We start from the raw sequence: 18154 nt of genomic DNA, 5'->3' as shown, positions 1-18154 counted from the left end.
CCGCCGGCGCTCCGCCCGATCGCCCGGCGAGGCGCTCGAGCAGCTCGGCCGCGGTGGGCCTCCACTCCGGGTCTCGAGCGGTCATGGCGGTGAGCAGCGACTTCCACTCGTAGCCGACCGACCCGGGGATGACCGGGTCGCGCACGAGCCGCGCGCCGAGCGACTCGAGCACCGTCCCCGGGAACTCCCGGTCTCCGGTGAGCGTCTCGAGCAGCACGAGCCCGAGCGAGTAGATGTCCGACGACGGCCCCACGCGGGTGCCCGTCGCCTGCTCGGGGCTCAGATAGGCGGCAGTGCCGAGCACCATGCCGGTCGCGGTCAGCCGGGCGGCGTCGACGATCGACGCGATGCCGAAGTCAGCGAGCTTCGCCTCGAACTCACGCCCGGGCAGCGGCGAGGGCGCGAGCAGGATGTTCGCCGGCTTGAGGTCGCGGTGCACGACGTCGCGAGCGTGCACGACGACGAGCGCCTCGGCGAGGTCGTGCGCCATGCGGGCGATGTCTGGCTCCGCGAGCGGGCCGACGGCGAGCCGTGCGTCGAGCGTGGGGCCGTCGACGAGCTCCATCACGAGATAGGTGACGGTGCGGTCGTCGAGCGTCGTCGTGCCGGCGTCGAAGAGGGTGACGAGCGACCGATGGCTGAGCGACGCGAGCAGGTCGATCTCCGACTGGATGCGCTGCAGCTCGACCGGGTCGGTGGTCGTCCGCACGAGCGCCTTCAGCGCGACCTCGCGGCCCAGCACCTCGTCGGTGGCGCGATGCACGAAGGCCATGCCGCCCGAGCCGAGCAGCGGCCCGAGCCGGTAGCGCCCGGCGAGCACGCTCCCTGGCTGGAGCGGGTCGGTTGCCTGCATGGTGTCCTCCACCGTCGGGCCCATCGTACCGAGGTGCGACCCGGATGTACCCCGCCCGGAAATAGCCCGAGAGTGCGGTGGGAAGGCCCGCGTCCGCGCGCCGCGACCGATCAGTGCGCGGAGCGGTCCTCGTCCGAAGCGCTCGACGGTGGTGACGCATCCGCCCCGCCGTGCGCGCGAGCGCCGCGGATGCGGCCGTACCGCGCCGCGAGCGGGCTGACGGTGGCGACGATGGTCGCCGCCTGCTCGTTGAGCCGCACCGCCCGCTCCCGGTCGCCTGCCTCGACCGCTGCCGCGGCCTCCGCCTGGATCCTGGCGAGCTCGAGCAGCTGCAGCTCGACGGGACCCGCCTTGACCCAGCTGATCCGCTCGAGCAGCACGCCGAGCGCGATGAGCGCGGCGCCCGCGATCGCGAGCGACGCGGCACCGGCGTCGTTCGCCGAGACGAAGACGGCGATCGCGCCGCATGCGAGCGTCAGTGCGCCGAGGTCGGCGAGCCCGATCTTGATGCCCCGGTAGGGCTGCGCCGCAGCCGCGCCCGCGTCGTCGTCCATGGCTGGACGATAGCCCTCAGCGCGGCGTCGGGACCAGCGTCACGTGCAGCAGCGCGCCGTCGTCGACGATCGCGGTCATCACGGTGCCGACCGGCTGCCGGCGGCGATCGGTGGGGGAGCCGGGGTTGAGCAGGCGCAGCCCTGCCGGGGTCGTCGAGTCCCACGGGATGTGCGAGTGGCCGAAGACGAGCACGTCAGCGGGCTCGAGCGAGGCCGGACCGAACCGCTCGTCGCACCGGCGCTCGCGCCCAGCGGCCGCGCCCGTCTCGTGGACGACGGCGATCCGCGCGCCATCGATCTCGACGCGGGCGACCTCGCCGAGCCGCTCGTGCAGCTCAGCGCCGTCGTTGTTGCCCGCCACCCCGACGAGCCGCTGGGCCCTCGCCTCGAGCTCGTCGAGGAGCGCGACGCTCACCCAGTCGCCCGCGTGGATCACCGCATCCGCCTCGTCGACGAGCCGCCACACCTGGTCCTGCAGCGCCTTCGCCCGCACGGGCAGGTGGGTGTCGCTGAGGAGCAGCAGTCGCGTCGTCACTGGCTCAGTCTGCCGCGCTCAGTCTGCCGCGATCGCGCGCTCGACGAGGTCGGCCAGTCGAGCCACGGGCAGGCGGCCGTCGAGCTCGAGATCGGCGCCCCTCCGCAGCAGCGGCTCGACCTCGACGACGTAGCGGCGGATGTCGTCGCGCTCCGCGGGCGCGTGCCCGTAGGGATTGTTCGACCGCCGCGCGACGCGCTCGAGCAGCACCTCGAGCGGAGCGCTCAGCAGCACGACGAGCTCGAACCGGTCGAGGAAGTCGCCCTGGTTCTCGACCGTGCCCGAGACCACGACGTCGGCCGAGCCGGCGAGGAAGGCCGTCATCCTGGTCGAGTCCCAGCGCCCGTGCTCCGGCTGCCACCCGTCGTGATCGGTGTCGATCGTGCGGTGCCCGCGTCGGGCGAGCTCGTCGAGGAGCGTCGACTTCCCGGCACCGGACATGCCGGTGATGAGGACGCGTGCCATGCCGCGAGCGTAGCCGCAGCCCCGCGGTGCGGTCGGTGCCTAGATGTCGTCCTCCGCCCACGGCCCGCCCTCGTTCTCCCACGTCTCGAGCCGTCGGACCTTGAGGCGGTTGAACTTCTTGCGCACGCCGGCACCGAACCGCGCGTCCTCGTCGAGGAAGATGACGCCGTAGGCCTCGAGTGCTCGACGGAGCCGCCGCAGCGCGTCGGGTCCGAGCGCGGTGCGTCCGTGCTCGAAGTCGCGCACCTCGGCGCGGGTCAGCTCCGACGCGGTCGCGACGGTCTGGGCAGAGACCTGCGCGAGCGCCCGGGCCGCGCGCGCGAGGTCGGGGGTGAGCACCGCGGCGGAGGTATCCATGCCCGCATCCTGCCAGTCCTGAGCGATCGGGGCGCGTGCGGTTCGGCCCCGACCGCTCGACCTCAGGCGGTGACCTCGACCGAGCCGCTCATGTTCGACACGTGCGGGTCGCAGACGTACTCGTACGTGCCCTCGACGAGCGTGATCTCGATCGTCGACTCGTCGGAGCCGGGGACGTCGGTGCGCACGTCCACGTCGCCCGGACCGGTCATGTGGAAGTTGTGCATCGTCGAGCGGTCGACGAACGTGAGCGAGTAGTCGCCCGCAGGCAGCGTCGTGATGGTCGCGCCGCTCTCGTCGGTGAGCTCGATCTCGTACGCCTCGGGGTCGTCCTCGGTGCCGACGACGGCCATGAGGCTCGTCGGCGCGTCGGCCGCGGGCTCGCTCGACGACTCGTCGGTGGCGGGTGCGCTCGTGGCGTCGGTCGTCTCGCTGACCGTCGGTGCCGCGCTGTCGTCGGGTTCGGCGGGGGTCGAGGCGCTGCAGCCCGCGAGGGCGAGGGATGCGGCGGTCAGCATGATCGCGATCGTGCGAGTCCTGCGGGTCATGAGCGTGCTCCAGTCGGTCGGGCCGCTGCGCCGGTCGCGCAGCGGGGGTCGGGTGGGCCGAGCGTAGTCCCGCGGGGACGGCGCGGCGCGGGTGCGGTCGGGTCGCTCGGGAGCGCTCATCCGAGGATCCCGCCCCAGACGGCGCGCGCGCCGGAGTCGCCGATGAGCGCGACCATGACGGTCGTGCCGACGCCGAGCCCGACCGCGAGCACGGCGAGCACGATCGGGACGGCACGGCGGCGCCGCGGCCCCGCATCCGTCGTCCGCTCGGCGCCCCAGCGGAACCACGCCCACTGCGCCGCGGCGACGAGGAACATGCCGATCACCCACGGCAGCAGCATCTGCCCGTAGCCGCTGTGCGTGTCGATGGCGGGCGCCGGGCCGAGCACCTCGCTGAGCGCCTGGCCGGCCGCGACGGTGATGGGCACGAGCGCGACGAGCAGCAGCGCGGCGAGCGGGGTCACGATGCCGAGCCGGCGGCGCGCCGTGGGCCAGACGCTGCCGAGGATGAGCGCGAGCGCCGTGAGCGGCGCGAGCACGACGACGGCGTGCACGAGCAGCGGATGCAGCGGGAGGCCGGTGACCTCGAAGGCGCCGATGGTCTGGAGGGGGTCCATACTCACTGACACGAGGCTCGGTCGCCGAAGGTTCAACGTTGAACTCCAGACCGCGCGACCTCGTGTCATCCATGAGGAGGTGCACGGCGATGCCACCTGATGACGCGACGGCCCTGGGCGAGCTGTACGACGCGCACGCCGCGCCGGTGTGGCGCTACGTCGTGCACCTGACGGGCGATCGCGCGGGCGCCGACGACGTCGTGCAGGAGACGCTCCTGCGAGCCTGGCGCAGCCCGAAGATCCTCGCCGATCCCGCGACCGCCCGCGCATGGATGATGACCGTCGCGCGCCACCTCGTCATCGACGAGTCGCGCAGCGCGCGTCGGAGGCACGAGGTGCTGCTGCCGGAGGCGCCCGAGCGGGAGTCACCGGATGCGACGGACGCGCTGTTCGAGGCGATGCTCATCGAGGATGCGCTCGCCGAGCTGAGCGCCGAGCACCGGGCGGTCATCGTGCGCGCCTATTACGGCGGCCGCTCGGTCGGCGCGATCGCCGACGAGCTCGACGTCCCGGAGGGGACGGTGAAGTCGCGGCTCCACTACGGATTGCGCGCGCTGCGCCTCGCGCTGCAGGAGAAGGGAGTGACGCGATGAGCCTCGAGCACGCCGATGTCGCCGAGTGGGATGCCGCCTACCTGCTCGGCGCGCTGAGCCCTGCCGACCGGAGGGCGTTCGAGGAGCACCTCGAGTCGTGCGAGCGGTGCGTGCGCGCCGTCGCGGAGGTCGCACCGACGCTGGGCCTGCTCGCGCGGGTCGATCCCGAGCGCGCTCGGTCGCTCGAGGACGCCGGGTCCCCGCAGGAGGACGGATCGCTCGACGCGACCGGGTCGCTCGAGCAGGATGCCGTCGTGACCGCGCTGCCCGTCGGAGCCGTCGGCCGATCGGCGCTCCTCGCGCGCGCGGCTCGCGAGCAGCGCCGCAGGCGCGCGTGGTGGACCGGCGGGCTCGCGGCCGCGGCTGCACTGCTCGTCGCGATCGCGGTGGGCGTCGGCGCGCTGCTCGCGCCTGCCGCCGGGCGCGCCGTCGAGCTCGTCGCCGTCGTCGACGCCCCGCTCACCGCGACGGCAGAGCTCGGCGCTGCAGCGTGGGGCACGCGCATCGACCTCGAGTGCAGCTACCGGGGCGCTGGGGGAGCGGGCGGCTCGCCCGGCCTGCCGTACACGCTCGTCGTCGAGGACCGGGAGGGGGTCGTCAGCGAGGTCTCGAGCTGGCGGGCAGTGCCCGGCGAGACGGCGAGGCTCTCGGCCGCGACGGCGCTCGCCGTCGACGAGATCGCGGCGGTCGAGATCCGCATGGAGGAGACCGACGAGGTGCTCATGCGTGCCGAGCTCCACGGCGAGTGAACCTCCGGCGCCGCTGCTGCGTGTTCTCAGTGACCGCATCCGCGGCCACGACGAAGGGACGCTCCATGAACTCCAGCATCACGTCCGCGGCACTGGCCGCCGGACTGCTCGTCGTCGCGCTCACCGGCTGCGCGAGCTCGACGCCCGAATCCACCACACCGCCGGCCGCCTCCTCGCCGGCCGCCTCATCGTCGGAGGCCGAGCCCTCGGCGTCGACCGACGAGTCGAGCGCGCCCGCGACCTCGACGTCGCTCATGGTCGGCGACTCCGCGCTCGGCGAGATCGTCGTCGACGGCGAGGGCATGACCGTCTACATGTTCGACAACGACACGCAGGGCAGCGGGTCGAGCTCGTGCGAGGGGCAGTGCGCCGTCAACTGGCCGGCGGTGACGACGGATGCCGGCGCTCCTGAGGTCGAGGGCGTCACGGGCGAGGTGGGCACCATCACGGGTGTCGACGGCGCGACGCAGGTGACGCTGAACGGCTGGCCGCTGTACTACTACATCGACGACGCGGCACCCGGCGACGTCGCCGGTCAGGGCGTCAATGAGGTCTGGTGGGTGCTCTCGCCCGAGGGGGAGCGGATGGCAGAGTGACGGCGGCGCGTGCGGCAGGTCACGCCGTGCGCGCATCCGCCTCGAGCCGACGCAGCCGATCCCGCGCCCACGCGTGCGCGGGACGGCCGTCGCCCGACGCGAGCGCGCTGCCGGCGAGGGCCAGCGCGAGGCGCGTGGCGGTCACGACCGGCAGCACCGAGCGGCGCACACCGAGCAGCCGGCGGTACGGGCGGGGGAGCGTCGCGACCGCGGCCGCGAAGAGCAGGCGATAGCCGACCCCCGCGACGCCGCGCAGCGGCGGGCGACGCAGGAAGGCGACGACCTCGCGCACGCGCTCGTCGCCCCGCAGCTCGCCGCGCTCGAGGTAGCCGTCGATGCGGCGACGCAGCTCCGCCGCGGTCGTGGGCGGCTCGGCGACGCGCATGAGCCGACCCGCAGCTGCCCACTCCGCGACGTACGCGTCGGGTCCGCCAGGGATGCGGCCGCGCGGTCCTGATCGGCCCCAGGTCTGCTGGCACGTGAGGAACGCGTCGGTGAACGCGAGGTGCACCCACTCCGCGAGCCCGGGGTCGTTGGCGCTGTATTCGCGGTCAGCGCCGCGGCCGTCGACGTAGCTGCCCTCGACGCGAGCGTGGAAGCGGGCGACCCGAGCGGTCTCGCGCTGCGCCTGCTCCGTCGATCCGTAGGTCACGCAGATGACCCAGCGCACGGTGCCCGCCAGCCGGCCGAGCGGGTCGCGCTGGTAGCTCGACCAGTCGTGCACGCCCGCCATCGCTCCGGGATGCAGCGCCTGCAGCAGCAGCGCACGGATGCCGGCGACGAGGGTCGCCATGCTCGCGTGCACGGTCCACGCCGCGCCGTCCTCGGCGAAGTGCCCGGCGTCGTCGCCCTCAGCGAGCTCGCGGACCCAGGCCGGCGAGCCGTCGGCGTCGCCGGAGAGCGCCGTCAGCAGTCGGCCTCGGAGGCGCTGCGCCACGCGCGTCAGCCCCGGCCTGCGCGGGCGATGTGCCGCGCGATCAGTCGTCGCGCCCGATCGCGACGAGCCCGAAGGCGCCGAGCAGCGCGAGGACAGATCCCGTGACCGCGACGGCCGAGACGATGATGGCGATCATGAAGGGGTTGTCGAGCGCGACGCTCGACTCGTGCGCGGCGGTGGCGATGAGGTGCATGGTCTGCCTTCCTGAGGTGCGACGGTGGCGGTGCGTCGACCGCGCATGGTGCCCAGCCTGCCAGCGATCGCCATGGGGAACACCATGAGGGCGTGGCGCGTCCGCTGGAGAGGTGCCGCAGCAGCGCCTCGACGCTGGTCGGACGGCGACGCCCCGCACGAGCGAGAGGGCGACGAAGGCGACGACGGGGATGAGCAGCAGGCCGAGCGTGACGGCGTGCAGCCTGGCCCGATCGCGCAGGGCGACGTCCTCGCGCAGCAGTGCGCTCGGGAGGTAGTACCAGAGGTCCCGGCACGCCCCGATCCTCTTGGGCGCCTGCGTCGAGCCGCGGCGCTACTCGACGAGCTTGCCGTCGACCGAGTCGTCCATGCCGGCCTCCGCGAGGGCACGGAAGCTGTCCGGGGCAGGGGCGAGCGGCTCGAAGGCGACGCCCTCGCTCGGCGACCACACGAAGTTGCCCTGGAGGGCGGGATCGGCCTCGGGGAAGTCGGCCCGGTTGTGCGCGCCGCGCGTCTCGCGGCGCTCCAGGGCGCACTCGAGCGTCGCGCGAGCGGCGAGCAGCGAGCCGAGCAGGTCGAAGGCGTGGGCGAGGTCGTCGAAGCCGGCGATGTCGGGGTGCGCGGTGACGTGCTGCGCGCGCTCCTCGAGCGTCGCGAGCGCCTCGAGCCCCGCGCGCAGGCCCTCCTCGGTGCGCACGACGCCAGCGTGCTCGCTCATGAGGTTCCGCACGTCGCGCTGCAGACGGCGCGCCGACTCCGATCCCTCGTCGCGCAGCAGCGATGCCATCTCGGCGCGAGCGGCCGCGACCGCCTCGGGGTCGCGACGGACCCGGGTGCGCGACGCCGCGTAGGCTGCAGCGTGCTCGCCGGTGATCCGCCCGTAGACGAGCAGCTCGATGAGCGAGTTGCCGCCGAGGCGGTTCGCGCCGTGCAGGCCCGACGAGGCCTCGCCGATCGCGTAGAGGCCGTCGACGCCGGTGCCGTGGTCGTCGGCCGCGACCCAGACACCGCCCATGGAGTAGTGCGCGGTGGGCGCGATCTCCATCTTCGTCGTCGTGATGTCGAGCATCTGCAGATCGATGAGGGTGCGGTAGACCCGCGGCAGCTGCTGCAGGATGCGCTCGCGCGGCAGGTGGGAGACGTCGAGGTAGACGCCGCCCTTCTCGGTGCCCCGGCCCTCGGCGATCTCGGTGAAGCCCGCGAGCGCGACGCGGTCGCGGGTGGAGAGCTCCATGCGCTCGGAGTCGTACCGATCCATGAACCGCTCGCCGAGCGCGTTCGTGAGGATCCCGCCCTCGCCGCGCGCGGCCTCCGATACGAGCGTGCCGGCGGCGTCGTCGGGCTCGAGCAGGCCGGACGGGTGGAACTGCACGAGCTCGGCGTCGCGGATCCTCGCTCCGGCGAGCGCTGCGAGCCGGAACGTGTCGCCGGTGTTCTCGTCGCGGCGCGACGACGTGTGCCGCCAGATCCGGGTGTGCCCGCCGGCGGCGAGGATCACCGCATCCGCATGGATCTGCACCGGCGTGCCGTCGACGACGTCGAACCCGTACGCGCCGAAGATCGTGCCGTCGGCCACGAGCAGCCGGGTGATGTAAATGGTGTCGACGATCTGCACCTGCAGCTCGGCCGCGCGCCGCATGAGAGTGCGTTGCAGCTCGAGCCCGGTGTAGTCGCCGGCGTATGCGGTGCGGCGGTAGGTGTGGGCGCCGAAGAAGCGCTGCGAGATGCGGCCGTCGTCCTCGCGGGCGAAGGGCATGCCCCACTCCTCGAGCTCTGCGATCGCGCGCGGGGCGTTCCGGGCGACCGTCTCGACGATGGCGGGGTCGGCGAGGAAGTACGACTCCCGCAGGGTGTCGGCGGCGTGCTGCTGCCAGGTGTCCTCCGGGTCGATGGTCGCGAGCGCGGCATTCATGCCGCCCGCCGCGAGCGTCGTGTGCGCGTCGTGCTTGCGGCGCTTGCCGACGGCGAGCACCTGCACGCCGCGCTGCGCGAGCTCGATCGAGGCGCGCAGGCCGGCGCCGCCGGTGCCGATGACGAGGACGGAGGTCGAGAGGATGCGCTCGGGCGCGTGCGGTGCGGTCATGCCTCCACCGTAGGAAGGCGACTGCTATGCGTCCAATGCATTGTTCGACGCGCCGTCATGTCGGTACCGTATGACGATGAAGCTCGACCAGCTCCGCTCCTTCGAGGCCGTCGCGCGCCTCGGCCACTTCACCCGAGCCGCGCAGGAGCTCTTCCTCGCGCAGCCGTCGCTGAGCCGTCAGATCGCTGCGCTCGAGGCGGAGGCGGGGACCGAGCTCTTCCGTCGGGCGCCCGCCGGCGTGACCCTGACGGCAGCGGGGGAGGTGCTGCTGCCCATCGCGCGGCGCATGCTCGCCGACGCGAGCGCAGCGCGCGAGCAGCTCGACGAGCTCGCGGGACTCCGCCAGGGGAGCGTGCGCCTCGGCGCGCCGCCGACCCTGTGCGTGTCGCTCGTGGCCGACGTGCTCGCGGCGTACCGCTCGGCGCATCCGGGGATCGAGCTGCACATCACCGAGGGCGGTTCTCGCTCGCTCGTGGCGGCGATGGACGAGGGGGCGCTCGACCTCGCGCTCGTGGTGACGCGCGGCGAGCAGCGCACACCGCCCGCCACGCAGCTCGTCCCGCTGCTGTCGGAGGAGCTCGTGGTGATCTCGAGCGCGGCCGCGGGGGAGGGGGAGCGGCGCGAGCTCACGCTCGCGCAGCTGGCGAACATGCCGCAGGTCGCATTCAGCCGCAGCTACGACCTCCGGGTCGCGACCGACGCGGCGTTCGCGGCCGCGGGGCTCACGCCGACGATCGCGGTCGAGGGTGCCGAGATGGATGCGGTGCTGCGGTTCGTCGAGCGCGGCATCGGCGTGGCCGTCGTCCCCGCGATGGTGGTCATCGACCGTCCGGGCCTGCGCAGCACTCTGCTCGTGCGCCCGCAGCTCTCGCGCACGGTGAACCTCGCGCGGCGCACCGACGTCGGGCTCTCGGCCGCCGCGAGAGCGATGGAGCGGATCGTGTTCGAGACGGTCGATCGCGTCGCCGCGCCCGGCACGGAGCTCGCGCGGCGCGTCGACGTCGCCTCACGCGCATAGGCCCCGTGCCGCGTTCTCCACAGCGCGGCGGTCGCTCGTCGACGTGCGTCGCGCGGATGCCGCACAGTCTCCGCATGACCAGCACCGCACCCACCACCGAGCTCGACCCGGCATCGTCGGGGGAGCAGCCGTACCGACACGGGATGCCATGGACGGAGGAGGACTTCGCCGGCATCATGCAGGCGAGCAGGGAGGGCTGCGGTCTGGAGGAGATCGCCGTCCGCATCGGCCGGAGCGTGCACGCGCTGCGGCCGCAGCTGCGTCGGCTGCTTCCCGCCGACGAGCGGCACCTCGCCGCCGACCTGGTGCTGCCACGGCTGCGCCAGCTCGAGCGGGATGGGGACTACGACTGGCTCGCCGCGATGGCCCAGCCGACGAGGTCGCCGTGGGAGCTCCGGTTCGAGGCCGAGGCGGCGCGAGACGAGTGGGGCATCGGTGCGCTGTCGGACGACGAGCTGGTCGCCCTCGCGAGCACCGTCGCGGGTGCCGCAGCACAGCTCCCGGCAGCGCTCCGTCGAGCGATCGCCGGCGCGGTGCACGGGCGGGGCCTGGAGCACGTCGTGCGGCGATGCGCGCTGCGTGCGGTGGACGAGGCGGTCGATGCGCTGCTCGACCGCGACGGCGCGCCGTGGAGCTATGACGATCGGAGCCCGTTCTGAAGCGACAGGCTTCGCTGCGGGTCAGCCGCGTCCTCTGGACGAAATGTAGACATGAATAGACAAACGGCGTACGCTCCCGAGATGAAGACGATCACGGTCGGCGAGCTCCGTCAGAACCCGACGGCCATGCTGGCCGAGGTCGAAGCGGGGGAGACCTACAGGATCACCCGCCACAACCGCGAAGTGGGGCGCATCGTCCCGCCCCAGCCTGGGATCGCGCTCGTGCCAGCGAAGCACCGCGATGGCATTCGCCTGCCGGAGCTCCCGGCCTCATACACGTCGCCGAGCGCAGCCGTGCTCGACGAGCTGCTGGAAGACATGCGCGGGGACCGGTGACGGTCTTCTACCTCGACTCGTCCGTCGCGCTGCATGCGCTGCTGGGGGTCACGCCCGCGGCTGGCCGGTGGCTCGAGGAGGTCAGCAGCGATCCCGACGTGACGCTCATCTCGTCCCGACTGATCAGGACCGAGCTGACTCGAGTGCTGCGGCGCGAGCGGCTGCCCGTCGAGCTGCGCGACGCGATCGTGGACCGGCTCGAGCTGGTTCCGCTCACCGATGCGATCCTGGCCGGCGCGGAGGCGATCGTCCCGCACGTTCGCACGCTCGACGCCATCCACTTGGCATCGTTGGTCGCGGTCGGCTTCGACGCGTCGGTCGTCACGCACGATTCCGCCATGGGCGCTGTCGCTCAGGAGCTCGGCTACCGGGTCGTCGATCCCGTCACCGACTGACGCGGGGAGGAGCGCGTCCTCCTAGAGCCGCGATGGGGTGGTCCTGAATCCCCAATCCGACATAATGTGCATTATCGGCGCTTCATTGTCGGCCCGGAAGCAGGCCAGGTGTGCGCCGCGCGTCCGCGAACCCCGGCGCGGTCAGGCCCGAGGCGTGACCGGCTGGGCGAGCTCCTCGAGACGTCGACCGGTGAGGCGCTGCGTCGTCCACTCGTCGAGCGGCTCGGCGCCGATCGCGCGGTAGAAGCCGATCGACGGCGCGTTCCAGTCGAGCACCGTCCACTCGAAGCGCCGGTAGCCGCGCTCGACGCAGATCGCCGCGAGCGCCGACATGAGCGCACGCCCGTAGCCGCGGCCGCGCTGCGCCTCGTCGACGACGAGGTCCTCGAGCCAGATCCCGTGCGTGCCGGTCCAGGTCGAGTACGTGAGGAACCAGATCGCGATGCCCACGATCTCCCCGTCGCGCTCGACCACGTGGGCGAACGTCTTGGGCGCGTCACCGAAGAGCGTCTCGGTGAGCAGCGCCGCGGTGTTCTCGACGGCATCCGGCTCTCGCTCGTAGAGCGCGAGGGCCTGGATGAGCACGAGGATGGCCGGCTCGTCGCCGGGGCGGGCGGCGCGCAGCGTCGCACCGTCGGGGAGCGTGCGTGAGGTCACGCACCGAGCCTAGGGCTCGTCGTGCCGCAGGCGATCGGCGACGGCCTCCAGCAGCTCGACATCAGCGCTCATGCGCGTCAGCCTGCGACCGCCGCGTCGACGGGATGCTCCTCGTGCTCGTCGACCTGCTCGATCGCGCTCGACATGCTCGCGAGGAACTCGGCGACGGCGCGGCGCTCCGGCTCGTCCATGCCATCGATCACGCCGATCATCCGTTGATGCATCGCGCCGAGCGTGGAGCGCACCTCGTCGTCGGTGTCCTGCGTGGGCACGACGATCGTCGCCCTGCGGTCGTGCGGATGCGGCTCGCGGCGCACGTGCCCGCTCTTCGCGAGCCGGTCGACGAGCGCCGTCACCGAGGGCGAGGCGAGATCGAGCGCTGCCGCGAGGTCGCGCTGGCGCATCACCTCGCCGCGCCGCTGCGCCTGGAGCAGCGTCCGGAGCGCCAGGAGGTCGGTCTCCCCCATGCCCATCGACGAGCACGTCCGTGCGCGCATCGCGCCCTCAGCCGCTCGGTATCGCCGCAGCAGGTTGAGCACGTCGACGCTCGAGGGCACGCCGTGCTCGGGGTACCAGTAGCCGGAGCTCGCCTCCGCGTGCGTCGTCACGTGCATCGTCCCGCTCCTCCCCTGCATCCGTCGAGCATCCGGTCTCACCATACCGCTCGATCGTGATACATTTCGATTGTCGAACTAACGAACTACGAGAAGGGGCCTGCCATGACCGACACGCTCGCCAGACCGCACCGCACGGCCGCTCCTCTCGACCCCACGATCACCTGGGCATCGCCGGGCAACGGTCTGTGGGTCGCCAGCCGGCTCGACGACGAGGGCGCGGTCTTCCTCGGCTTCGTCGAGGAGAGCCTCGAGGAGTTCGTCGCGGTCGACGGCACGGGCGCGTCGCTCGGTCGGCACACCGATCTCGGCTCGGCGAAGGCCGCCTTCTCCCCCATCGAGCACGAGGCGCAGCGGTCGGACTGGCGCGCTGCCGGCGCGACCGTGGTGCCGCGCTCGCGCCTGCGCCTGCGCTGAGCAGCGCTCGTCCCGTCGCTGGGCGAGTGCGCCCGTCCCGGCCGGTCCCCGCCTGCTCAGGCGGCGATCACTGAGGTCGCCGGCCCCGGCCGCTCACGCTCCGGCGAGCGCGCCCAGCAAGTCGTCGGCGAGGTCGTCGATGTGCTCGATGCCGACCGACAGCCGGATGAGGCCCTCGGGGATCGTGGGCGCCTCCGTGGCCCAGCGGCGACGACGCTCGAGCAGCGACTCCACGCCGCCGAGGCTCGTGGCTGGGATCCAGAGCCGTACGCGCTCGACCACCCGGTCTGCGGCAGCGGCATCCTCGAGCACGAGCGCGAGCACCGTGCCGAAGCCGGGGTCGCGCACCTCGACGACGCCGGGCGCATCCTGGAGCCGTCGCGCGAGCTCGCGCGCGTTCGCCTCGGCGCGCTCGAGCCGCACCGAGAGGGTGCGCAGGCCCCGGAGCGTGAGGAAGGCCTCCATGGGTCCCGGGATCGCGCCGTGCAGGCCGCGGTGCGAGCGGATGCGCTCGGTCAGCGCTGCGTCACCCGTCACGACGGCGCCGAGCACGACGTCGCTGTGGCCGGCGATGAGCTTCGTCGCCGAGTGCACGACGATGTCGGCACCGAGCTCGAGCGGCCGCTGCAGCAGCGGTGACGCGAAGGTGTTGTCCACGACGCTCAGCGCCCCTGCCGCGCGGGCGGACGCTGCGAGCCGCTCGATGTCGGCGATCTCGAGCGCCGGGTTCGTGGGCGACTCGAGCCAGACCATCGCAGCTCCCGGCAGGGCGGCCTCGACGGCGTCCGCGTCGGCCACGTCGACGCGACGCACCTCGAAGCGACCTGCGCGGGCACCGTCGTCGAGCAGCGCGAGCGTGTGCTGGTACGAGTGCCGCGCGACGACGACGGCTCCCCCGGCGGGCACCAAGCCGACGACCGCGCTCACGGCGGCCATGCCGCTCGCGAACGAGACGCACGCACCGCCCTCGAGCGCTCCGATCGCCGCTTCGAGCGCCGTCCAGGTGGGATTGCCATAGCGCGCGTACTCCAGCTCGCCACCGGCGACGAACGAGCTCGCGAAGGTCACCGGCTCGTTCAGCGGCGCGCCGGGCACGTGCGGCGGCCGGCCTGCGGCGACGATGACGGTCTCGAGACGACGGCGCATGTCTGACATGCGCCCATCCTGGCATCGCCGCCACCGCGGGCCGTTCAGTCGAGCTCGAGGCGCATCACGACGCGGCGCTTCGTCGGCTGCGAGACCTGCGTCATCCCCGCGGCGGCGAAGGTCGGCACCGTGCCGACGTGGAGCTCCTCATCGATCACGGCGGTCGTGATGATCGGGTACGCCTCCACGGCCCGAGCGCCACGCTCCGCCGCGAAGCGGACCGCCGCCGCCGCGAGCGCGCGGCTGATCCCCCGCTTGCGATGCCCCGCACGCACGAAGAGGCAGGTGATGGCCCAGACGGAAGGATCGGAACGGTCCTCGTCGCGGCCCGCCCACGGCACGCTGAAGACGCGCAGGAGGCCCTCATGCTCCGAGCGGGGCGCGACGGCCGCCCAGCCCACCGCCTCGTCGTCGAGGTAGGCGACCATCCCGTTCGTCGACGGCGCACTCGGATCGCCTGCCCCGGTCTGGTCGATCTGCCGCGCGATGCGCTCCTCGACCGGCGTGGCGCCGAAGCTCTCGCCGACCGCGAGCCGGTATCGCTGGCACCGGCATCGTGCGCCGACGCCCCGCGCGCCGAAGACGGCGTCGAGGTCGCCGGGGCTCGCGAGGTTGGCCGGCACGATGCGAAGTAACTCCTCCACACCGGGATCCTCTCGCGGGCGGCTGACGCGCGTCGGCGGCGCGCCCTACGATCGGCCCCATGTCGCCCGCCGTCCGCACCCTCTCGCGCGATGACGCGCGCCGCATCGCCGTGCGCGCGCAGCTGCTCGACGCCGACCGCGCGCTCGTCGACGGCTCCGACGACCTCGCCGAGGTCGTCGCGCAGCTGACCCTGCTGCCGCTGAACCCGACCGACATCGTCTGCCCGTCGGCCGAGCACATCGCCTTCACGCGCCTGCCCGAGCTGGCGTTCGACGCCGTGCGGCGGGCGGTCGAGGTCGACCAGTCGCTCTTCGAGCACCTCGGGCCGCACCGTCACCCCATGCCAGCCTGGGCCATCGGGCTCCGGGCGATGCGCGACCTGCCCTGGCTCCTCGCGATCGGGCGGGAGCCCGCGGCGATCGGGGAGGGTGCTCGCGCGTGGCTCGAGGCGAACGTCGGGTTCCGCGAGCGGGTGCTCGAGCAGCTGCGGCTCGACGGGCCGCTCCCCCAGTCCGAGATCGACGACACCGTCGACGCGCCGTACCGCTCGAGCGGCTGGAACACCGGGCGCGACGTCGCGATGCTGCTCGAGCTGCTGCAGGTCCGGGGCGAGGTCGTGGTCGCCGAGCGCATCGGTCAGTCGCGCATTTGGGAGCTCGCGGAGCGCGTGCTGCCGGAGGTCGACCTCGCCGCCGTCGATGAGGCGTGGGTGACGTGGCGGGAGCGCTGGCTGCGCGCGAACGGCATCGAGCGCGCGACCCACCTCGGCGACACCGGCGAGCCCGTGCGGATTGAGGGGATGCGCGGCACCTGGCGGCTCGATCCCGAGGCGACGGCGGCCGACTTCGTCGGCAGAGTGGCGCTGCTGTCGCCGCTCGACCGCCTCATCGCCGATCGGCGCCGCATGGTCGACCTGTGGGGGTTCCAATACGCGCTCGAGCAGTACACCCCCGCAGCGAAGCGGCGGTGGGGCGTGCACGCGCTGCCGATCCTCGACGGCGATCGCCTCATCGGCAAGGTCGATGCGCGCACCGATCGCGACGTCGGCGCACTGCGCGTCGCGCGCATCCACTGGGACGTCGACGCCGACGCGTGCCAGCGCCGCGCCGTCGACGACGAGCTCGAGGCGATGGCGGCGTGGCTCGGGGTGCGCCTCTCGATCGACGAGCCCCGCTCCGCCGCTCGCTAGCCTGGCCGCGTGCCAGAGCTCGTCGTCATCGGCAATCCGACCGCCCGAGGCTTCGAGCGCGCCGTCGACGCGGTGCTGAGGGAGGCCGCGAGCCGCGGCGTCGACGTGCGCGTCGAGCCGACGACGCTGAGCGACGACGGCGCGGCGCAGGCGCGCGACGCGCTCTCGACCGGCGCGGATGCGGTCGTGGCGATCGGCGGGGACGGCACCGTCCGCGAGGTGGCGAGCGTGCTCGCCCACACCGGGGTACCGCTCGGCATCGTGCCCGCCGGCACGGCCAACCTGTTCGCGCGCAACCTCGAGCTGCCGCTGCGCGACGTCGGCGCGGCAGCGCGCGTCGCCGTCGCCGGCGCGACCGCGCTCGTCGACCTCGGGCGCGTCGTGCTCACGCGCGCCGACGGCACGCACGAGCCCGAGCGGCCGTTCCTCGTCGTGGTCGGCGTCGGCAACGACGCGCTCGCCGTGGAGGCGTCGTCGCTGCGCGCGAAGCGCCGCGTCGGCTGGACGGCCTACGTCGCTGCGGGCGCGCGTCGGCTTGGCCGGCCGAGCTTCGCCGTGCGGGGCCGCTTCGACGGCGGGCCGGTGGAGTCGGCGCACGCGTGGAGCGTGCTCGTGCACAACGCCGCGCGCATCCCGGCGGGACTGCAGGTGCTGCCAGGCACGCGCCTCGATGACGGGATGCTCCACGTCGCGACCGTGAGCCCGCTGCGCCTGGCGCACTGGGGACGCATCGCCGCTGCGGGTGCCGGCATCGCGCGCGCCGAGGGCGTCCTGCGCCATCGCCGCACGAGCCGCGTGACCCTCGGGGCGGTCGACGCGGCCCTGCCGGTGCAGCTCGACGGCGACGCCGTCGGCCGCGTCGCGCGGCTCGACGCGCGCATCGATGTCGGCGCACTTCGCGTTCGGGTGACAGGATCGCCAGTGTGAACCCCACGCCATCCCTCACCGAGCTGCGGGCGACCCCCGTCGGCTCGCTCGAAGCACTGCTCGGGCAGAGCGACCTCGATCGCACCGTCGCGACGATCTCGGGCAACCGCATCACCGGCATCCTCCGCCGCGACGAGCGCCGCGAGCTCGTGCAGCTGCTGTGCGAGCAACGTGTCGACGAGCTGAGCCCCGCGATGCGCGCGCGCGTCGTGCACGCGCTGCGCCGGCTCGCGCCGAACCCGGTGATCTCGGCGGGCATCCGCTCGACGCTCGTCTCGCTCTCGGGCAGCGAGTTCCGCGACATGAAGTACCTGCTCAACGCGACCGGCGACCGCCACGACCTCGAGCACGTCGTCTTCGAGCGCCTCACCGAGGCCGACCGCGAGGTCGTGCTCGCGCACATCGCGGCCGAGGCCGAGATCGCGCCGTCGCACGATCTGCGCATCCTGTGCGACATCGACGACACCGTGCGCGCGATGCTGCACGACGACCGCTACCCGCGCGGCAAGGTCTACCCGGGCGTCGTCGAGCTGCTCATCGCCCTCGACGCCGGGCGCGCGGCCGAGCCGTCGCGACCGGGCGACCTCACCTTCGTCACCGCGCGTCCCGAGGGGCCGAAGGGCCTCATCGAGCAGTACACGCGGAACGGGCTCTCGGGGCTCGGGCTCCCGCCCCACTCGGTGCTGGGCGGCTCGTTCCTCAACCTGTTCACGAAGGCGTCGATCAAGGAGCGCAAGCTCCAGAACTTCGAGCGCGAGCGCATGCTCTTCCCCGAGTGCCGCTTCATGTTCCTGGGCGACAGCGGGCAGGCCGACGCGCAGGTGGGCGCCGAGATGCTGCGGCGCGGGCCCGACTTCGTCGTCGCGGTGCTCATCCACGAGGTCGTGCCGATCACGGGCGACGATCGCGCGCAGCTCGAGGCGGCGGGCATCCGCTTCCACAGCACCTACGACGACGCGGCGCGCATCGTGCATCGCCTCGGCCTCATCGACACGGCGGCGCGCGATCGCGTCTTCAAGGCGGTCGACGCCGAGAGCGGCGCGATGACCTAGGAGCCGTCCCCCGAGGAGTC

The 18154-nt window shown here is 73.3% G+C and carries 25 protein-coding genes; 11 read left to right on the top strand and 14 right to left on the bottom strand.

What is annotated here, in order from left to right; genetic code table 11:
• The 7 genes from ABD106_RS03060 to ABD106_RS03030 form a co-directional block, all read right to left on the bottom strand.
• On the bottom strand, positions 1-853 hold an 853-nt coding region (locus ABD106_RS03060), incomplete at its 3' end, for a serine/threonine-protein kinase (protein WP_343917171.1).
• Between the two features lie 110 nt (positions 854-963).
• Complete coding sequence (locus tag ABD106_RS03055; RefSeq protein ID WP_343917169.1) at positions 964-1407, bottom strand: hypothetical protein; 444 nt, start codon at positions 1405-1407, stop codon at positions 964-966.
• Between the two features lie 16 nt (positions 1408-1423).
• Entirely contained in the window at positions 1424-1942 is a 519-nt protein-coding gene (locus ABD106_RS03050) for a metallophosphoesterase family protein (protein WP_343917167.1), read from the bottom strand.
• Positions 1943-1960: 18 nt separating this feature from the next.
• On the bottom strand, positions 1961-2407 hold the full coding sequence (locus ABD106_RS03045) for an AAA family ATPase (protein WP_343917165.1): 447 nt from the start codon (positions 2405-2407) through the stop codon (positions 1961-1963).
• A 39-nt stretch (positions 2408-2446) separates the two neighbouring features.
• A complete protein-coding gene (locus ABD106_RS03040; protein WP_343917163.1) occupies positions 2447-2764 on the bottom strand; it encodes an XRE family transcriptional regulator in 318 nt (105 codons plus the stop codon).
• A gap of 62 nt (positions 2765-2826) precedes the next feature.
• Positions 2827-3312 carry a cupredoxin domain-containing protein gene (locus ABD106_RS03035; RefSeq protein WP_343917161.1) on the bottom strand — a complete coding sequence of 162 codons (486 nt, stop codon included), beginning with the start codon at positions 3310-3312 and terminating at the stop codon, positions 2827-2829.
• A 116-nt stretch (positions 3313-3428) separates the two neighbouring features.
• Positions 3429-3929, bottom strand: a complete 501-nt coding sequence (locus ABD106_RS03030; RefSeq protein ID WP_343917159.1) for a DUF2231 domain-containing protein — start codon at positions 3927-3929, stop codon at positions 3429-3431.
• Between the two features lie 89 nt (positions 3930-4018).
• Between ABD106_RS03030 and ABD106_RS03025 the strand changes: the two genes are divergently transcribed.
• From ABD106_RS03025 to ABD106_RS03015, 3 genes are all read left to right on the top strand, one after another.
• Positions 4019-4522: a sigma-70 family RNA polymerase sigma factor gene (locus tag ABD106_RS03025; protein WP_343917157.1), complete on the top strand. Its 504-nt coding sequence runs from the start codon at positions 4019-4021 to the stop codon at positions 4520-4522.
• Positions 4519-5271 (top strand): zf-HC2 domain-containing protein, encoded by a 753-nt coding sequence (locus ABD106_RS03020; RefSeq protein ID WP_343917155.1) that lies wholly within the window; start codon positions 4519-4521, stop codon positions 5269-5271. Before ABD106_RS03025 ends, ABD106_RS03020 begins: the two co-directional genes overlap by 4 nt.
• Before the next feature lie 65 nt (positions 5272-5336).
• The gene (locus ABD106_RS03015; protein ID WP_343917153.1) at positions 5337-5867 is read left to right on the top strand and encodes a COG4315 family predicted lipoprotein; all 531 of its coding nucleotides are present in this window, start codon (positions 5337-5339) and stop codon (positions 5865-5867) included.
• Between the two features lie 19 nt (positions 5868-5886).
• Here ABD106_RS03015 and ABD106_RS03010 read toward each other — a convergent pair whose 3' ends face one another.
• From ABD106_RS03010 to ABD106_RS03000, 3 genes are all read right to left on the bottom strand, one after another.
• Positions 5887-6813, bottom strand: coding sequence for an oxygenase MpaB family protein (locus ABD106_RS03010; protein WP_425545719.1), 927 nt, complete (start codon positions 6811-6813; stop codon positions 5887-5889).
• A gap of 31 nt (positions 6814-6844) precedes the next feature.
• Positions 6845-6997, bottom strand: a complete 153-nt coding sequence (locus ABD106_RS03005) for a hypothetical protein (protein WP_343917149.1) — start codon at positions 6995-6997, stop codon at positions 6845-6847.
• A 333-nt stretch (positions 6998-7330) separates the two neighbouring features.
• Positions 7331-9079, bottom strand: coding sequence for an L-aspartate oxidase (locus ABD106_RS03000; RefSeq protein ID WP_343917147.1), 1749 nt, complete (start codon positions 9077-9079; stop codon positions 7331-7333).
• Positions 9080-9149: 70 nt separating this feature from the next.
• Here ABD106_RS03000 and ABD106_RS02995 point away from each other — a divergent pair, with 70 nt between their 5' ends.
• The 4 genes from ABD106_RS02995 to ABD106_RS02980 all read left to right on the top strand — a co-directional run bounded on the left by ABD106_RS02995 (position 9150) and on the right by ABD106_RS02980 (position 11487).
• Positions 9150-10097 carry a LysR family transcriptional regulator gene (locus ABD106_RS02995; protein ID WP_425545704.1) on the top strand — a complete coding sequence of 316 codons (948 nt, stop codon included), beginning with the start codon at positions 9150-9152 and terminating at the stop codon, positions 10095-10097.
• 74 nt (positions 10098-10171) lie between these two features.
• Positions 10172-10756, top strand: coding sequence for a hypothetical protein (locus tag ABD106_RS02990; protein WP_343917143.1), 585 nt, complete (start codon positions 10172-10174; stop codon positions 10754-10756).
• A gap of 81 nt (positions 10757-10837) precedes the next feature.
• Entirely contained in the window at positions 10838-11092 is a 255-nt protein-coding gene (locus ABD106_RS02985; protein ID WP_343917141.1) for a type II toxin-antitoxin system Phd/YefM family antitoxin, read from the top strand.
• Entirely contained in the window at positions 11089-11487 is a 399-nt protein-coding gene (locus ABD106_RS02980) for a PIN domain-containing protein (RefSeq protein WP_343917139.1), read from the top strand. Before ABD106_RS02985 ends, ABD106_RS02980 begins: the two co-directional genes overlap by 4 nt.
• Positions 11488-11628: 141 nt before the next feature.
• Here the strand turns inward: ABD106_RS02980 and ABD106_RS02975 are convergent, their stop codons facing one another.
• Both ABD106_RS02975 and ABD106_RS02970 read right to left on the bottom strand, forming a co-directional pair.
• A complete protein-coding gene (locus ABD106_RS02975; protein ID WP_343917137.1) occupies positions 11629-12144 on the bottom strand; it encodes a GNAT family N-acetyltransferase in 516 nt (171 codons plus the stop codon).
• A 77-nt stretch (positions 12145-12221) separates the two neighbouring features.
• The gene (locus ABD106_RS02970; protein ID WP_343917135.1) at positions 12222-12758 is read right to left on the bottom strand and encodes a MarR family winged helix-turn-helix transcriptional regulator; all 537 of its coding nucleotides are present in this window, start codon (positions 12756-12758) and stop codon (positions 12222-12224) included.
• Between the two features lie 105 nt (positions 12759-12863).
• On the opposite strand from ABD106_RS02970, the gene ABD106_RS02965 reads away from it, so the two are divergent.
• Positions 12864-13175 (top strand): hypothetical protein, encoded by a 312-nt coding sequence (locus ABD106_RS02965; RefSeq protein ID WP_343917133.1) that lies wholly within the window; start codon positions 12864-12866, stop codon positions 13173-13175.
• A gap of 93 nt (positions 13176-13268) precedes the next feature.
• Here ABD106_RS02965 and ABD106_RS02960 read toward each other — a convergent pair whose 3' ends face one another.
• Positions 13269-14330, bottom strand: coding sequence for a trans-sulfuration enzyme family protein (locus ABD106_RS02960; RefSeq protein ID WP_343917130.1), 1062 nt, complete (start codon positions 14328-14330; stop codon positions 13269-13271).
• A 35-nt stretch (positions 14331-14365) separates the two neighbouring features.
• Complete coding sequence (locus ABD106_RS02955; RefSeq protein WP_343917128.1) at positions 14366-14965, bottom strand: GNAT family N-acetyltransferase; 600 nt, start codon at positions 14963-14965, stop codon at positions 14366-14368.
• Between the two features lie 59 nt (positions 14966-15024).
• Here ABD106_RS02955 and ABD106_RS02950 point away from each other — a divergent pair, with 59 nt between their 5' ends.
• Genes ABD106_RS02950 through ABD106_RS02940 form a run of 3 tightly spaced genes read left to right on the top strand, consistent with a single transcriptional unit; the run spans position 15025 to position 18134 of the window.
• Positions 15025-16155 carry a DNA glycosylase AlkZ-like family protein gene (locus ABD106_RS02950; RefSeq protein WP_343917126.1) on the top strand — a complete coding sequence of 377 codons (1131 nt, stop codon included), beginning with the start codon at positions 15025-15027 and terminating at the stop codon, positions 16153-16155.
• A gap of 9 nt (positions 16156-16164) precedes the next feature.
• Positions 16165-17082: a diacylglycerol/lipid kinase family protein gene (locus ABD106_RS02945; RefSeq protein ID WP_343917124.1), complete on the top strand. Its 918-nt coding sequence runs from the start codon at positions 16165-16167 to the stop codon at positions 17080-17082.
• The gene (locus tag ABD106_RS02940; protein WP_343917122.1) at positions 17079-18134 is read left to right on the top strand and encodes a phosphatase domain-containing protein; all 1056 of its coding nucleotides are present in this window, start codon (positions 17079-17081) and stop codon (positions 18132-18134) included. Before ABD106_RS02945 ends, ABD106_RS02940 begins: the two co-directional genes overlap by 4 nt.
• Positions 18135-18154: the final 20 nt, after the last annotated feature.

Source organism: Agrococcus citreus, assembly GCF_039527715.1.
GTDB lineage: Bacteria > Actinomycetota > Actinomycetes > Actinomycetales > Microbacteriaceae > Agrococcus > Agrococcus citreus.
The sequence above is the reverse complement of the archived record's forward strand: the minus strand, read 5'-3'. Positions and strand labels throughout refer to the sequence as shown.

What these genes read in the sequence shown, in the direction of transcription:
- ABD106_RS03055 (WP_343917169.1), bottom strand. Translation starts at nt 1,407, where the DNA reads ATGGACGACGACGCGGGCGCGGCTGCGGCGCAGCCCTACCGGGGCATC.
- ABD106_RS03045 (WP_343917165.1), bottom strand. Translation starts at nt 2,407, where the DNA reads ATGGCACGCGTCCTCATCACCGGCATGTCCGGTGCCGGGAAGTCGACG.
- ABD106_RS03040 (WP_343917163.1), bottom strand. Translation starts at nt 2,764, where the DNA reads ATGGATACCTCCGCCGCGGTGCTCACCCCCGACCTCGCGCGCGCGGCC.
- ABD106_RS03035 (WP_343917161.1), bottom strand. Translation starts at nt 3,312, where the DNA reads ATGACCCGCAGGACTCGCACGATCGCGATCATGCTGACCGCCGCATCC.
- ABD106_RS03030 (WP_343917159.1), bottom strand. Translation starts at nt 3,929, where the DNA reads ATGGACCCCCTCCAGACCATCGGCGCCTTCGAGGTCACCGGCCTCCCG.
- ABD106_RS03025 (WP_343917157.1), top strand. Translation starts at nt 4,019, where the DNA reads ATGCCACCTGATGACGCGACGGCCCTGGGCGAGCTGTACGACGCGCAC.
- ABD106_RS03020 (WP_343917155.1), top strand. Translation starts at nt 4,519, where the DNA reads ATGAGCCTCGAGCACGCCGATGTCGCCGAGTGGGATGCCGCCTACCTG.
- ABD106_RS03015 (WP_343917153.1), top strand. Translation starts at nt 5,337, where the DNA reads ATGAACTCCAGCATCACGTCCGCGGCACTGGCCGCCGGACTGCTCGTC.
- ABD106_RS03005 (WP_343917149.1), bottom strand. Translation starts at nt 6,997, where the DNA reads ATGCACCTCATCGCCACCGCCGCGCACGAGTCGAGCGTCGCGCTCGAC.
- ABD106_RS03000 (WP_343917147.1), bottom strand. Translation starts at nt 9,079, where the DNA reads ATGACCGCACCGCACGCGCCCGAGCGCATCCTCTCGACCTCCGTCCTC.
- ABD106_RS02995 (WP_425545704.1), top strand. Translation starts at nt 9,150, where the DNA reads ATGACGATGAAGCTCGACCAGCTCCGCTCCTTCGAGGCCGTCGCGCGC.
- ABD106_RS02990 (WP_343917143.1), top strand. Translation starts at nt 10,172, where the DNA reads ATGACCAGCACCGCACCCACCACCGAGCTCGACCCGGCATCGTCGGGG.
- ABD106_RS02985 (WP_343917141.1), top strand. Translation starts at nt 10,838, where the DNA reads ATGAAGACGATCACGGTCGGCGAGCTCCGTCAGAACCCGACGGCCATG.
- ABD106_RS02970 (WP_343917135.1), bottom strand. Translation starts at nt 12,758, where the DNA reads ATGCACGTGACGACGCACGCGGAGGCGAGCTCCGGCTACTGGTACCCC.
- ABD106_RS02965 (WP_343917133.1), top strand. Translation starts at nt 12,864, where the DNA reads ATGACCGACACGCTCGCCAGACCGCACCGCACGGCCGCTCCTCTCGAC.
- ABD106_RS02960 (WP_343917130.1), bottom strand. Translation starts at nt 14,330, where the DNA reads ATGTCAGACATGCGCCGTCGTCTCGAGACCGTCATCGTCGCCGCAGGC.
- ABD106_RS02950 (WP_343917126.1), top strand. Translation starts at nt 15,025, where the DNA reads ATGTCGCCCGCCGTCCGCACCCTCTCGCGCGATGACGCGCGCCGCATC.